The sequence below is a fragment of the Methanococcoides vulcani genome, assembly GCF_900111645.1.
Classification (GTDB): domain Archaea; phylum Halobacteriota; class Methanosarcinia; order Methanosarcinales; family Methanosarcinaceae; genus Methanococcoides; species Methanococcoides vulcani.
Map to the genome: position 1 here is coordinate 1 of NZ_FOHQ01000008.1, position 15,445 is coordinate 15,445.

General features: G+C 44.0%; 14 protein-coding genes. 1 reads left to right on the forward strand and 13 read right to left on the reverse strand.

Features of this window, described 5'->3' with window-relative positions; genetic code table 11:
* On the forward strand, positions 1 to 889 hold an 889-nt coding region (locus BMX02_RS10565), incomplete at its 5' end, for a PGF-pre-PGF domain-containing protein (protein WP_177165268.1).
* A 101-nt stretch (positions 890 to 990) separates the two neighbouring features.
* Here the strand turns inward: BMX02_RS10565 and BMX02_RS10570 are convergent.
* From BMX02_RS10570 to BMX02_RS10630, 13 genes are all read right to left on the reverse strand, one after another.
* The gene (locus BMX02_RS10570; protein ID WP_244624870.1) at positions 991 to 1,860 is read right to left on the reverse strand and encodes an ATP-binding response regulator; all 870 of its coding nucleotides are present in this window, start codon (positions 1,858 to 1,860) and stop codon (positions 991 to 993) included.
* A gap of 144 nt (positions 1,861 to 2,004) precedes the next feature.
* Entirely contained in the window at positions 2,005 to 3,315 is a 1,311-nt protein-coding gene (locus BMX02_RS10575; protein WP_091690653.1) for a TldD/PmbA family protein, read from the reverse strand.
* 1 nt (position 3,316) lies between these two features.
* Positions 3,317 to 4,648 carry a TldD/PmbA family protein gene (locus tag BMX02_RS10580; RefSeq protein ID WP_091690654.1) on the reverse strand — a complete coding sequence of 444 codons (1,332 nt, stop codon included), beginning with the start codon at positions 4,646 to 4,648 and terminating at the stop codon, positions 3,317 to 3,319.
* Positions 4,641 to 6,554 (reverse strand): ATP-dependent protease LonB, encoded by a 1,914-nt coding sequence (lonB, locus tag BMX02_RS10585; RefSeq protein WP_091690655.1) that lies wholly within the window; start codon positions 6,552 to 6,554, stop codon positions 4,641 to 4,643. The genes BMX02_RS10580 and lonB overlap by 8 nt, the downstream gene beginning before the upstream one ends.
* A 399-nt stretch (positions 6,555 to 6,953) precedes the next feature.
* Positions 6,954 to 7,340, reverse strand: coding sequence for a 5-(carboxyamino)imidazole ribonucleotide mutase (gene purE / locus BMX02_RS10590; protein WP_091690656.1), 387 nt, complete (start codon positions 7,338 to 7,340; stop codon positions 6,954 to 6,956).
* 12 nt (positions 7,341 to 7,352) lie between these two features.
* Positions 7,353 to 7,640: a chorismate mutase gene (locus BMX02_RS10595; protein ID WP_091690657.1), complete on the reverse strand. Its 288-nt coding sequence runs from the start codon at positions 7,638 to 7,640 to the stop codon at positions 7,353 to 7,355.
* 14 nt (positions 7,641 to 7,654) lie between these two features.
* Positions 7,655 to 8,518 carry a shikimate kinase gene (locus BMX02_RS10600; RefSeq protein WP_091690658.1) on the reverse strand — a complete coding sequence of 288 codons (864 nt, stop codon included), beginning with the start codon at positions 8,516 to 8,518 and terminating at the stop codon, positions 7,655 to 7,657.
* A 50-nt stretch (positions 8,519 to 8,568) separates the two neighbouring features.
* Positions 8,569 to 10,500, reverse strand: coding sequence for a hydantoinase/oxoprolinase N-terminal domain-containing protein (locus BMX02_RS10605; protein WP_091690659.1), 1,932 nt, complete (start codon positions 10,498 to 10,500; stop codon positions 8,569 to 8,571).
* 268 nt (positions 10,501 to 10,768) lie between these two features.
* Complete coding sequence (locus BMX02_RS10610) at positions 10,769 to 12,688, reverse strand: hydantoinase/oxoprolinase N-terminal domain-containing protein (protein WP_091690660.1); 1,920 nt, start codon at positions 12,686 to 12,688, stop codon at positions 10,769 to 10,771.
* Positions 12,689 to 12,854: 166 nt separating this feature from the next.
* Positions 12,855 to 13,457 (reverse strand): HemK2/MTQ2 family protein methyltransferase, encoded by a 603-nt coding sequence (locus tag BMX02_RS10615; protein WP_091690661.1) that lies wholly within the window; start codon positions 13,455 to 13,457, stop codon positions 12,855 to 12,857.
* Positions 13,458 to 13,462: 5 nt separating this feature from the next.
* The gene (gene rsmA, locus BMX02_RS10620) at positions 13,463 to 14,275 is read right to left on the reverse strand and encodes a 16S rRNA (adenine(1518)-N(6)/adenine(1519)-N(6))-dimethyltransferase RsmA (protein ID WP_177165269.1); all 813 of its coding nucleotides are present in this window, start codon (positions 14,273 to 14,275) and stop codon (positions 13,463 to 13,465) included.
* 17 nt (positions 14,276 to 14,292) lie between these two features.
* Positions 14,293 to 14,889 carry a DUF655 domain-containing protein gene (locus BMX02_RS10625; RefSeq protein ID WP_091690662.1) on the reverse strand — a complete coding sequence of 199 codons (597 nt, stop codon included), beginning with the start codon at positions 14,887 to 14,889 and terminating at the stop codon, positions 14,293 to 14,295.
* 76 nt (positions 14,890 to 14,965) lie between these two features.
* On the reverse strand, positions 14,966 to 15,319 hold the full coding sequence (locus BMX02_RS10630; RefSeq protein ID WP_091690664.1) for an RNA polymerase Rpb4 family protein: 354 nt from the start codon (positions 15,317 to 15,319) through the stop codon (positions 14,966 to 14,968).
* Positions 15,320 to 15,445: the final 126 nt, after the last annotated feature.

Below are 15,445 nucleotides of genomic sequence, written 5' to 3' on the forward strand. Positions count from 1 at the left end.
TGTGATAAGAGACCTTGGAAATTCATTTACATTTAAGAATGAAGGTATTGACATTACTTACATCAACATCTCAACAGATCTTAATGTGGGGGATGTAAAGGCAATAGTCGAATCTCTCAAATCGACCTCTTCAATGATATCAACTTCGGCAGAAGGCAGGGTGTATAAGAACATCAATATCTGGGTCGGTGATGATGCACTTAAAAACAGGCTGACAACTTCTGATGTGGGATTCAGAGTGAACCGTACCTGGCTTGAAGATAACGGGGTTTCTGAATATTCTGTAAAACTAAGCATTTATCGCAGTGGTGACTGGCATGTTTTGAATACAGAAAAGACCGATGAGGATGATGAGTATATTTACTATGAGGCGGCTACATCAGGTGATCTATATTCACACTTTGCAGTAATTGAATATATCGAGAGTGAACCTGTTTCATTGGATGCCGGTGAAGAAGCTGTTGCTGAAGGCAGCAAGGTTCCTGAACCTATAAAGGAGAAACCGGCATTGGCTTTGGAAGGGGATGCAGGTATTGTTGCAAGTGAATCAGGTGAAGGATCCTCAACTGGTTTGGGTCTGAAAATGCTATTCTTTGGAATACCAATAATTATGTTGATATCTGCTTTATATGTTGCCGTTTCAAAAGGTTATCATATCAAAGCGAGGGACAAGGTTGCCAACTTCCTTGATGAGATAAAAGTTACAGAAGAAGCTGGTTCTGAAAGTACTTCTGATGATACGAATGTGCGGGAAATATCGATTCAGGCAGCTGAAGCTGCATCTCCAGCTCAGGTAAATGAAGCTCAACCAGTTGACATCGAACAAAAGATCAAGAAGTCAGAGGAATCAGGAATTCTCTCAGATGTAATTCACAAGAACAAAAAATAAATTGGATATATAAACAGAAATGTACGAAATGTTTATAGTCTGTGCATCAAGCAAGCATTGATTAGCAACAATAAAAGTTACTGTCGCTATTAGATTCAAGCTTAATGTTCGGTGAAAGTACTATTTTTGTAGATAAGGTTCTCGATCCTTTTTCGATCTGAAATATCACAGAAGCTTATCAGAATACCTATCAATTTGTCGTTCTCGCCTTTAATGGGTGATCCGATGATATCGACAGGGATCCTTGTGTTGGTCTTTGTAACCAGAAGTGTCTGGCTTGCAAGTCCATAGAACATGCCTTCCCGAATTACTTTCTCAACGGGGTCCTCAGCGGCTTTTCCTGTATCTTCACTTTCGACATAGAAGATGTCCTTTAATGGTTTTCCAAGTACATCATCCTGCTTCCAGCCGGTAAGTGCTTCTGCAAAGGGGTTCATGAACTTTATGTAACCATCTTGGTCAGTTGCGATCATTGCATCGCCGGTGTTGTTCAGTATTGCAGTGAGCCACTTCTGGCTCTCTTTTAATTTGCTTTCCATCTCATGTTTGTAAAGAGCAATTTCGATATTGGTGCGAAGTTCACTTTCCTCGAAGGGTTTGAGTATGTAACCAAAAGGTTCTGTCAACTTTGCTCTTTGCATAATGGTGTCATCAGCATAAGCCGTGATATAGACAAGAGGGATCTCGTAGTTGATATGGATATGGTTTGCAGCTTCCACACCGTCCATTCCATCCTTTAACATTATATCCATAAGAACAAGGTCCGGTAAATTCGGTTGTGAATTTTCCAGTATCTTAAGAGCTTCCCTGCCGCTGTATGCTGGAATAATGTCATAATCGTAGGATAGGTATGCGGTAAGTAATTCGACATTATCAGGTTCATCGTCGACGACAAGTATTTTGGTTCTACCATTCTCAGCCATATTAACACCTAATGGACAGGTAACGGGTTCAAATTCATTATTGGTCATGTAGAACAACACTACCACCGAATATCAGTTTTCAGGGAGCGGTTTTTGTATTTGAACCTTCTATCAGTATTGTAATGAACAATATATAATCATTACTATCATACTATTTACTTATGAATTGATACCCGTTATTGTTCTCTTTTTTTATCCCACAATGCTCATGTTAGCCACTTTTAGTGGTGGTGTCACGGTTCCGCCAACCTTGCGAACATCGGTTCCTGCACCTGTTATATTATTAAGCATCTCAAATATATTACCTGAAAGCATAAGTGATTTGATAGGTTTGTCTATTTTACCATCCTTTATTGTGAAAGCATTTCTGGCTTCCACTGAAAAGTCTCCTGAAATAGCATTTGCAGTATGAGCGCCGATCACCGTATTGATAAAGACGCCTTCATCAGTCTCTCCTATTACATCGCTTTGAGGATAATCTATGATCAGATTACGTGAACCTACCGAAGGTGTGGATGAATAGGAGTGACGTATACCATTTCCTGTACTGGTGGTCTTACCCTTTCCTGCGGTATAGTTATCATACAGGTAGGATCTGAAAACCCCTTTTTCGATGAGCGTTGTGCGCTGAGAAGGAGTTCCCTCTTCATCTGAGATGGATGTTTCCATTCCAGCATGAAGAGTACCATCATCTATTATTGTTAGTTCGGATGTGGCAATGCTCTCATCGATCTTTCCTATAAGTGAAGAGCGTCCTTTCTGCACATTATCAGCATCAATGGATGGCTCGAACGTATTTCCGAGGATGTCGGAAAATGCAAATGGATGGAGTATGACATTCGTTTTTTGTGGTTCAATGGATATGCCGTTCTGTGATCTGATAGCAAGATCTGCAGCATTTTTCCCTATATTGAATGTATCAATGTCAAGGGAGCGTGATACCTCGAAGTCATAGGCTGTAGAGATATCTCCATCTGTTGTGATGACATCCACGAAACCGGAAACTCCTGTACCTTCATCGATCACTTCAACACCGTTTGTGTTCATTATTAGTTGTTTGCTGATCGTTGTAGAGAAACTTCCTGATGTTGTGTTGATATCTGGCACGGACAATGCACCATTGATCATTTCCCCTGTCAGGGAAATACACTCATCCAGCCCAAGTTCATCTATCTTTTTATCAAAGGTTCCTGAAACTTTCGGATATTTTGAATTTGAAGGCAATGATGTCCATTCCGGATCGCTTTCTCTCACTTTTGCAGAAGCTACAGCTACTTTTACAGCTTCATCGATGCGTTCCACGATATTTGTGCTTGCAAAGCCGACTGCTCCATTGACAATAGTGCGAATTCCTATACCTTCACTACCCCTCTCTTTTGCAGATTCGATCGTGTTCTTCTTTATATCTGCAGTTATGGATCGGCTGTGTATGATAAAAACTTCAGCTTCATCGGCACCAAGTTGTTCAGCTATTTTCAGTGTTTTTTCGGCAAGATCGAACATCTCAGGCACCTCCTACAAGTGCTTTTGAAATGGATATGTGTGGTGAACCATCCGAGACCGGTGCAAGCTGACCGCCTTTACCACATCTGCCCGAATGCATCTTAAGGTCGTTTCCGACCAGGGTGACATTATTAAGGATCTCAAGTGTTTTACCGGAAAGGGATACATCGCGAAGCAATGTGGTAACTTCCCCATTCTCGATAAGATATCCTTTTTCGGCATTGAACTGGAATATCCCCTCACCTGTATTGACCTGGCCGCCACGTGAGCCGGTAAGGTACATTCCATCTTTGACCTCCTCCAGCATCTCGTCAAAATTGGAATTACCATTGTCAATGTAGGTATTGCTCATCCTTACGATAGGTGCAGAGTATCCCTGTGCACGACAGTTCCCGGGTTCTCCGCCAAGAGCTGCTGCAGTTTCTCTTGAATGCAGGTATGAATTTAAAGTTCCATCTTTGATGATGGTGGTCTTTGATGATCTTACTCCCTCGGAATCAAAGGGGTAGTACCCGTACTCATGAATAGTGGGGTCATCGATTATGCTAATAAGCGGTGATGCGATCTGTTCTCCGATGCGTCCGGCAAGTATGGAGCTTCCTTCAAGGACAAGGTCTGCTTCGGAAGCATGACCTACTGCTTCATGGGCAAAAACACCTGCAAGCTCCGGATCAAGTATCACAGGCAGTGTTCCACCTTTTGCCTGCTTTGCACCAAGTAGCTCCACGGCTGTTCTTCCTGCGGATTCTGCAAGAGCAAATACATCGTTCTTCTCAAAAAGTTCATAGCCGGAAACTCCAAAACGACTTTCCCTGCCTACCTGGTAGGCTCCTCCTTCACTGGCCACTGCACTGATGGCGAATCCGGTCCTTATAAGATCGTATTCACAATCAATACCTTCGGAATTGATGTATTGTATTTTGACAGAAGCTTCAGAATAAACTGCAGAAGTACTGCTAATTCCATCTATCTTTGCATGACTGTCTATATCCTTCAATAACTGGACCTTATCTTCAATTGGTATATCCTTCGGGTCAATAGTGGCAACAGGTAGGTCTTTTAGCACAGGTTCTTCCATGGGCTTGAGCTCGACCTTCTCCTTTGGGGAGATGTTGTTCATCTGCTGTGCAAGCTCTGAAGCTGAACTTATGGCATCGTTAATATCAAAATTCCCTTCTGCTGTGGTAAATCCCCAGGAGCCTCCGCATAATGCGCGAACTCCGCAACCTCTGCTGTAATTTACCGAGATCTCTTCTATATTGCCATTATCAAGGACGATCGAGGTAGATGTACCATCGATCACCCTGACATCGTAAAAACAAACTTCAGACATTATCGCTACCTGTGACCGGTTCACTTTCAGGCATCTCAATAGCATTCATCTCGGTCAGTTTCCTGAGCTTTTCAATAATACCTGCTTTATCTTCACCTACAAGGCTATGTTCGATGACCTCTGCAATTGTTGTTACAGGTATGATCTCAACCATATCCTTATAGTTCTCCTCAATAAGCACATCGTCCTTGTTGGACTTTGGAATGATGACCTTCTTGATACCTGCCTGTGCTGCAGCTTCTATCTTGTAGGTAGCACCGCCTATTGGAAGTACATCTCCTCTGACAGAAAGGGATCCGGTCATAGCAACGGTCTGGTCGATAGGAATTTTCTCCATTGCAGATATAACGGCAGTTGCAATTGATATTGATGCACTGTCACCTTCCACACCTTCATATGTTCCCACGAACTGGATGTGAATGTCGTGATTGATCACGTTCTCTCCTGTTACGTTCTTGATGACCGCTGAAACATTCTGCACAGCTTCCTTTGCTATATCTTTCAGCATACCGGTGGCGATAACGTGTCCTTCGCCAGCAGACTGTGTCGGTGTGACCTCTGCCATGATCGGAAGCACAATCCCGGAATCTCCACCCATGACCGCAAGTCCGTTGACCCTGCCGACCGCTGCTCCGATCTTGGTAAAGAGCTGGTAGTCCTTACGCCTTTCCAGATAGCTGTCTGCGAGTTGTTGTTCAATTGAACGTGCGATCTTCTTGGCTGCAAGAACATGCCTTGCAGTTGTGACCTCCACGTTCTCAGCGTGAGCAATGTCACCGGCGACCCTGACAAGCCCTCCCAGATCACGGAATTTAAGCGTAAGATGACCTTTTCGGCCTGCCCTTCTTCTTGCTTCCCTGATGATCTCGTTTACCGCACTTTTATCAAATTGAGGGATGTGTCCGTCGCGTGCAACCTCCTGTGCTACAAAGCGTACAACTGACTTCCTGTTCTCAATGGTGTCTTCCATGGAATCTCTCATGAAGACCTCATATCCATAACCCTTGATACGTGAGCGTAGTGCAGGATGCAGCTTTTCCATAGCATCGAGGTTACCTGCTGCCACCATGATGAAATCACATGGTACTGGCTCTGTCTTTACCAGTGCACCGGAACTGCGCTCGGACTGGCCGGTAATAGCATATTCCCTTTCCTGTAATGCTGTGAGGAGGCTTTGCTGGGATTCGATCTTCAGAGTGTTCATTTCATCGATGAAAAGTACACCCTTGTGTGATTTGTGGATATCACCGCTCTCTACCCTGTCATGAGCAGGTGTTTCAAGTCCACCTGACTGGAATGGGTCATGCCTGACATCTCCAAGAAGTGCACCAGCGTGTGTTCCTGTTGCATCGATGTATGGTGCCTGATCTTTCTGGTAATTTGAAACGATGAGCTTTGGTATCATCAGTTCTTCTTTTGGCATGAACTGTCTTGTCAGCATAAGTATCATGATAGCTGCAATGATACCCCATAGTAACTGACCAACATAGAAGGAATACATCACAATACCAAAGACCAGGAACATCATCATCATGTTGCGTGACTGGGCTTTCTTGCGTGATTCCATCTTATGGGCCAACACGATCTCCCTGCCTTTCCCGGCAGGCACTTGCCTGATCTTTGGGTTGTTGCTGTCCTCAATATTCGGATATGCCATTATATCTTCAAGTTCTTCCTTTGGCAAAAGTTCAGCCATTGCCTTTGCGAGCATTGATTTTCCGGTACCCGGTGTACCTACCATCATTACATGACGCCTTTGGCTAGCTGCTTTCTTTACAACTTCGACGGCGTGCTCCTGCCCGATGACCTGGTCGATAAGTAATTCAGGTACATCTATTGAATTTGTAGTGTTAAAATCTTCACCGAAAAGTTCGGCTTCTTCATTAGCAGTCATTTCGTAGTCCATGGTTAATTCACATTTTAAACAGTATGATATGCAGGTATTTACAGGGAATATGCCAGAATGTCATTTTTTGAGAACTTTTGTTATTGTTATACTAGAGACATTCAACTAAATATATTTAACTATTTCAATCCTGTCTGAAAGCTATGGGTCGATATATTTTCAGATGGTTTGTTATACTTGATCGAAGTATTTTCTTTGTCAGAAACAATGCTAAAGCTTTTGTAGATCATGTGCATCCATAAAAGCCGTTTCACAATAAAAATGAAAGAAAAAAATGGAAAATAATAAAATTTATTAAAGAAAACTAAGAAAGAAAAAGGAGTTCTTTTCCTGTTCTATTTCTTTTTAGTTCTACTTCTTTTTAAATCACTTTTTCATTAAATTTTATTGAACTAATTATTAAATAAGGTCAAGGATCCTTATTGCAAGTTTTGCAGCATTTGCACCGTTATCAATACCAACGCTGGCAACAGGTACTCCGGGTGGCATCTGCACAACTGATAGTAATGCGTCAAGACCGCCAAGCTTTGCACTGACAGGTACACCGATCACAGGCTTCATCGTCCTGGAAGCAATAACTCCCGGAAGTGCGGCGGATAGTCCTGCAATAGCAATGAAGACCTTTGCATCACTGTTGGCGATGTGATCTTCAAGTTTATCAGGGTCTCTGTGTGCGGAGATAACATTTACTTCGAAGGTGTAATTTGTTTCTTCCAATACTTTCGTAACACGGTTTGCAATTGCGTGATCTGATTCTGAGCCCATTAATATTGAAATATCTACCATTTTTTATCTCCATCAGGGAAGGTTCCCTTCCCCGCTAAGTTCATGCTGGCGCTCAATGCTCATCCTGATAAGGATCTCAAATATCTCTTTTACGGCGCCGGAATCAAGGTTTCTTTCGGTTGCAATGTTAGTAGCCCTGTCAAGAACAACATGGTTCTGCGTATCATCATTGATAGCCCTGTGTTCCTGTCTCTTGCTCTCCAACACATCATCTGCAAGATCGGTCCGTTCCGCGATCAGTCTTATGATCTCGTGATCTATCTTCTCGATCTTACTGCGAACTTCATTTATTGCGGTCATGTTCACCCACGAAATTAAAGTTTCATTGAACCTTCATTATTAATCTTGGTATTTATCACTTTTCCGGTAGTTCCACACTCTTCCCATATATTTACAAGCTCATTTGCCAGATCTTTATCCACAAGTGCAGAATATGCGGGTCCGGTGCCCGATAAGCTCACTCCTTTCACTCCGATTCTCAGTGCTTCCATCATTATATCAGTACTGAAACCAAGTGCTCCGCAGTAGAGGAAACCGTTAAGCGTCATGGCTTTCTCATATTCCCCTTCAAGTGCAAGCTCATATGCCATATCGATCCAGGGCGCTATAAGCTCCGAGTTCTGTACGTTTGTCTGTGAACTAAAGGCCTGCCTGTCAGGTGCAAAGATAATTACATCCATCTCTTTCTCGGTGCGTTTGATAAGTTCGTTCTTCCTGTTGTCCGCCACAACGATCCCGCCAAAAAAAGACGCACATGCATCATCAAGAGCTCCTGTGATGGTAACGCCTGTATCCTTTGCAGCCCTTACGCCGATATGTACCGCATCCATAGGTTCCATTGTCTCACCAATGGCATCAAGAGTTGCAAGAATGGTTGCATTCGCAGCCGCACTGCTGCTTTTCAATCCGCTTGCAAGTGGCACTTCGGTACGCGTGAGGACAGTTCCTCCCATTTCAATGCCAAAATGCTCCAGAACAAGCTCAACCGACCTTTCAATAAGCGTGGTGTCCCCTTGCGGCACATTTTCAATACTTCCGGTTATAGAAGAACTGTTATTTGTAAGTTCAACATCCGCAAAGGTCTTCAGGTCAACCCCGAAAGCTGATCCTTTCCAGGTAGCAATGGCATTAATGATGGTTCCTGCACCGAGTGCATAGGCATGTCCTGTTAGTGTCATATCGAATTCCCGAAAATAGAATATGGGATGTTGATATTTAAGGGTATGACTTACTTCTTCAGTTCAGCAATACCCAGGAAAGCATACTTCGTTTCCAGAGGCACCCCTGTATCTAACGGGTTGATCACCTTTTTGGTAACTTCGATGTTGATATTGCCATCATCGAGCTCTGAATCCCTCATGTAATCCATGACCAGTTTGTTGCCAAGTTCTTCTGCATAGGTCACTGCTTCCTTATAGTTGCTCATCTCATCTTTTCCAAGAGGGGAGAAGACTGAAATTGAGGTTGGTTTAAGGTTGTACTTGGATTCGCCGAAGGTTGCCCGGATGAGGATCTCTATCCTTTTGACCCCTTTTCCTGCAAGAGCGCCTACTGCATTTCCGACTTCGGCGAGTTCAGGGAGGATTATGTTTGCATCCACGAACTTCTTTATCTCTTCGGTATATGCACGTACAGGTCCTCCAAGGAGCACTACCGGGACATCGACCTTAAATCCTGCAAAGAAATCGCCATCGAGACCTTTTTCGATCTCTTTAGCATCCATGGTTTCCATGAGGTAGGAAAGGAGATTTAATGCCATGTTCTTTGCTACTTTTCTTTTGATCTCAAGGCAGAGGTCCTTTACCTCCATGTCTGCAAAGATGCACATTTGTTCTGCACCGATAATTGCTGCTTCTGTATTCCATTCGTTGTAATCCCCAAGCACATGCAATACGTCGGTCGGTGTAAATCCGATGGCCTGTACAAGTCTTTTTTGTATCAGGCTGTCAAGGAGCATTGGGGAAGGCATTCTTCTGCTTTCCCAGTGTATTTCGCTGACAGAAACTGGTTCATCCCCGATCCTGTTCAGCAGTTCCTCTTCCCTTTGGGTCAGTTCGATAGGTTTCTGCTCTGTCCTCACAAAGAATTTCGTTGGCTGGATGTTCTCACCCAGTTGTGTTCTCGAAATTGATTGTCCCTGCTTCAGCTTCTTAATGATATTCGGATGCTCTGTAGCTGCAACACACAGCGGAACAACCCTTCTCGGACCTATATTGAGCACATGGTTCATGACCCAGACATGGCTGTCACCACCCATTGCAGAGGTTTCCATCTTGATAGCTTCCACTTTTGTCTGCCAGCCACCTACAATGGCACCGGAATCAGAGATCTGAGGTAATCCGTTGACAGTCAGAGAAACATCAGTACTTGTACCGCCCACGTCGATCACCACGCAGCTTGGTTCCTTTGACAGGTAAGCTGCACCTACAAGGCTGGCGGCAGGTCCTGTAAATATTGATTCGATAGGATGTTTAAGGGCTTCATTCATTCCCACGATGGAACCATCACATTTCAGCATCATGAGCTTTGCATCTATTCCACGGCGGTTAACCTCAGAAGCGACTGTGTTCATGAACTGGTTGGCTATTGGTAGCAGCTGGGCGTTCAGGAATGCTGTAATTCCTCTGTCGTATGCACCCAGTGACTGGGAGAGCTCGTGTCCGCAGATCACAGGCATTCCGGTAAGCTCTGTAATAAGTTCCTTTACCTTCAGTTCGTGTTCGGGGTTCCTGACGCTGAAATAAGATGAAACGGCAAATGCTGATACTTTGTTCCTTACATTCTGAACGAACTCCTCAACCGAATGAAGATCTAACGGAGCGGTCTCATTACCACCGGTACTGTGTCCGCCTTCCACAGAGATGTAATACTTGATCGCAGAATTCCTTGGGGAATCTGTTTTTCCTACAAGGATAAGTCCCACTGGGTAGCCGGTCTTTTCCAGAATTGTGTTGGTTGCCAGGGTCGTGGATACTGACACAAGTTTAACCTGTTTGAGAATAGATTGGTCAAGTCCGTCAAAAGCGTTCTGTATACCGATCAAAAGGTCAGGATAGGTTGTCCTTGCTTTTATAGAATCGACGATCTTTCCATCCGCGTCGCTGATAAGAACGGCGTCAGTGTAAGTTCCTCCTGCATCAATACCAAGACTGTATTTCATGATCTTATTCCTTTATAGTGAATTTGATTTGGTGTTTGCTTAACAGTGATCTGCTTGCCAGTATCACATAAAGCGCAGTTTCCACGTTTTAATTAATATTAGAATCGTTAATTAGAACATTAGGATATGTTACTTCCATATGAACATTCTGATTTTATTACGGATTGTAAGAAGTTCGATGTTACTCGAACTTGCTTGCGATCTCTTCTTTCAGCTTGTCATAGGTTATCCAGACAAGCTGTGGACCACTTTTGATCCTTGTTAATTCTCAGATATCTCTCTTCGGCGTCCCTATTCCCACGAAAACAAGCTTTGTTTCCAGTGGCAGGCTATCACCAAACATTGAAATATCGTTCCTTGTTACGTCTATGCGCACATCCTCCGCATCCAGGCCGGCTTCTTTCATGTAACCGAGAACAAGTTCTCTACCATGCTGATCGGCATATTCAAGAGCTTCAGGATGGGTCATGAAGACCTTTCGTTCACCTTGCACGAACACGATATTACTTATCTTCGATTTCTTTCTTACATTCTTTATAAGTATCTCGATCCTCTTGATACCTTTTCCTACAAGTGCTCCCACTGCATTGCCCACTTCGGAATGTTCCGGAAGTATAACATCTGCATCGATCAGTTTTCTTACATCTTCCACATAAGCACTTACAGGCCCGCCGAGGAGTACTACAGGAACGTCAAGCTTGAACCTGGTATGATAATCACCTTCAATGACCTTCCTGATCTCATCAGGATGTACATCTTCCAGAAGATAGGACATAAGGTAGATGGCCATATTCTTGGCAACTTCATTTTTGACCTGCTGGCAGAATTCTATCTTGTTCTGATGTGTCATGCGTCCAAGTATGGTAGCAGCAGTGTTTGAAGCTTCAGCATTCCATTCATTGTAGTCCCCGAGCACATGCAGTGCATCAGTTGGAGTAAATCCGATAGCCTGTACAAGCCTTTTCTGAATGAGCAGGTCCAGGAAGACCGGTGAGGGAAGTTTGTCCAGGAAAATGCCATTTATGGAAACGGGTTCATCTCCGATCCTGTCATAGATCTCCTGTTCAGATGCGCTCAATTCGGATGTGGGCTCCTTTCCTGAACGAATAAAGAATTTAGTGGGCTGTATATTATCGCTCAGGAGCATTTTTGAGGGCACTCTTGCCATCTTAAGCTTTTCAAGTATCGAAGGGAACTTTGTTGCAGCAACACATAGTGGGACCACCCTTCTTGGGCCTATATTTGGTTTCTGGTTCTTGATCCAGATATGGCTATCCCCGCCCATTGCAGAGGTTTCCATGCGAATGGCCTTGACCTTTGTCTGCCAGCCGCCGACCACCGCTCCCTCATCACAGAGTTCCGGCAGTTCATTTTCTATCATGGATACATCTGTACTTGTACCTCCGACATCAATGACCGTACAGGTCTTTGATCTGCTAAGGTAGGCTGCACCGACAAGACTTGCTGCGGGACCTGAGAAGATGGATTCAATAGGTTTTTCTTTTGCTTCATCGATACCGACCACGGAACCGTCACATTTGAGCATAAGAAGTCTTGCGTTTATGTTCCTTCTGTCCATTTCGCCGATGATCGTCTCTATGAAATGATCTGTTATTGGGATCAGTTGTGCGTTAAGGTATGCTGTGATACCACGGTTGTAAGCACCAAGATCCTGAGAAAGCTCATGTCCGCAAACAGTTGGAAGTCCTGTCATGTCTTTGATCAGTTCCTTGATCTGGAGCTCATGTTCAGGATTGCGTATGCTGAAGTAAGATGAAACTGCAAAGGCCGAGACCTCATCTTTGTTCTGGAGAATGAATTCCCTGACAGCTTCAATGTCCAGTTTACCTATTTCCTCTCCGCTGGGACCATGACCGCCTTCGACAACAATATAGTTCTTTATGGAATGATTTTCCGGTATTACATAATCCCCTGCCATGATAAGTGCAACAGAATAGCCGGTACCTTCAAGGATGGTGTTTGTGGAAAGTGTGGTGGATACGGAGACCAGTTTTATGTCCTGAAGGTAATTCTGATCCACTCCGTCAAGTGCGTTTTTTATTCCTTCCAGAAGGTTCGGGTAGGTGGTAAGCGCTTTGTTCGAGTCAATGATCTCGCCATCCGAATCCCTTATTATTACCGCATCAGTGTAAGTACCACCTGCGTCAATACCCATGCTGTATTGCATCTTTTATCACTCCTTTAACTCCAAATATCAGACTCTGCTTTGCATGAAGGATATAGCATAAAACGAATCAGGGATCTTCTCCCTAATATAGATGGTTTGGAATCGTATATAAGAGTTGTGTGAAATATGCGCAAAACCTATTCTTTAACTTATAGTTTTGGCAGGATCAAAGTTCAGATTCACGAAACGTGCCTTTTACCACTATAAGTTCTTCAAAGAAGCAGTTATCACTATCACAGGTCTCAACTTTAAATCCGCAGGCTTTCATGCGTTCCTTTACCTGCTCGATACCTGTAAGTGAAGATATGAGGATAAGCACCATTCCGTTATTGTTAAGATATTCCGGAACCTCATCAATGAAACGATTTACTGCATCCCTGCCATCAGGTCCGCCATCGAAAGCATAATTTAGCCATCCTGGAACCTTCTCATCTTCTGATGTGGGGAGGTAGGGTGGATTGAACAGGATAAGGTCGAACATAGTTCCGTGCTTAAAGCAAGTGAACATATCTGTCCTGATGACCTCGACACCGCTCGCCCTTGCACAAGTGGCAGCAATAGGGCTTATCTCAGTGGCAATAAGGTCAACATCGACGTTCTCCTGAAGGACTGCTGAAACAAAACCGGTGCCAGCTCCGACCTCAAGCACTTTCATGCCTTCCTTTGCATTATCAATGGCAACGTCAGCAAGCAAATAGGAATCCTCGGCGGGGTCGTAGACCTGCTCATCAAGGTTTATGTTTGCATTCCTGTAGGTGATCGTTACCATGGTCTTTACATCGAGTTCTTCATTCTGCAGATATGATTTGCAATGTCGGCCAGTTCATGGGGTTCAAGGTTCTCGGCACGCTTGTTCATCTGCTCCTCTGGCAGTTCATCAACTATCTGCTTGATGTTCGGAACCTTTAGTAAATGATTACCTTTGATAATTGCGTTCCTGAGCTTTTTACGCCTTTGAAGGAAACCGGCTGTGACAAGATTCAGGAAAAATTCGGGATCATCAACCTGAAATGGTGATGGGCGGGGAACAACTTTGACAACGGCAGACCATACTTCCGGAGGTGGTGAGAATGCTGAAGGGGGGATCTTCATGATAATGGAGGCATCAGCAAAATAGTAGGTGTTCACTGAGAGCCTGCTGTAGTCCTCGGTATTGGCTTCTGCAACCATGCGCTGTGCGAACTCATACTGATACATCAGTACGCCCAGTTCAAAGTCATGTTCGAAGAGCTTGAATGTAATTGGCGAGGATATCGAATATGGGAGGTTTGCCACAACTTTGTTGAACTCTGGTATATCGACCTTTAGAACATCCCCATGTATGATCTCGATCTTCTCGTTGTCGGAGAATCGGTCATGAAGGACATCAACAAGCTGGGGGTCAAGTTCTATGACTATGACCTTTCCTGCTTTTTCCAAAAGCCTTTCTGTAAGATTGCCGATACCGCCCCCGATCTCGAGCACAACGTCGTCCTCGCAGATGTTGGCCTCTTCGGTAATAGAATCAAGAATTCGTTCGTCGATCAAAAAATGTTGGTCATGGTATCCGCCCTGGATGCCATATTTCTGAAGAAGTTTTCTTACCAAGGCGATGACACCTGTCTTTAATCATTTTTTGGACGATGCATTGGTACTGTAAAGAGCCTGTATTTGATATTGTCATCTTTAAGCTCTTCAAGTATACGGTTAACAATGACCTTTTCAGGAGTATGTACTCCTCCGACACGGTCATGCAGGTCCTTCAGGTTCTTGAACTCGCCTCTCTTGCGCTCATCGATGATAGCCCACATGAGCTTCTTACCGATACCAGGCAGGAGCTCCAGCATATGCAGCCTTGTTGTTATCGGATGTGCATCGTTGAAGAATTTGACGAACTTTTCTTCCTGATGGCTGACACATTCCTCAAGTACATGAGGCAGCTCAAGCTGTGCACCATGGCTCAGTTCCGGATAGTGTATCCTGTGCTTTACATGATCGATCTCATCTCTGTCCCCGTCACCAATGTAGACGCGGGACTGTATCTGTGGATTTGCTCCTTCTTTTGGAACAAGCTCCATAAGTACAAAGTGCTTATCACCAACTGCTTGGACCAGAGGTTTCTTCTGGTATGCCGGACGCTTGTCTGTTGTACTGCCATAAGGTAGGTAGTCAAGGACCCATGCGTAATCCTCTTTCTCAGGTGGTGTTCCCCTCTTTCTCATAGTATCCTCCCGTATGTTGTGCATCGGTGATGAAACTTACTGTCTCCATTAAAAAAAGTAAAGTATGAGATATAAATTATTCCATTGACTCAAGTACTAGATTAAGCATCGTATCCAGCTCTTCTTCGGTCAAAGTGAATCTCTCTTTTGCATAAAGTGCCCTGAGCTCATCCCTGCTCTGAGGCATGATATCGGCGATATGGATTGCGATCTCAGGTTTCATCTTCTCCAGTTCAAGAAGTTTGCCCACAAGTTCTCTGGACTTTTCGGCACTGATCTTTGCGAACATGTCTGCATGGTTTATGGCCTTGCGCAGCTCATATCCCAGTTCTTCGCCACGTTCCGTGCGCTCTTCCATTATCTCGTTAAGTATTTCCTTGACTTCGGGAACAGTCAATAACTCTTCACTCTGAACTTGTTTGACTATCATTAAAATACACTCTTTGAAATTAAGTATAGTTTACCGTTTTGAGGGCCACACAGTTGTAGCAGACGTAATCTTTCAGATAGGTGTTGATATAGATATATCTATCGACACCTGAATGTGTCAGTGTCC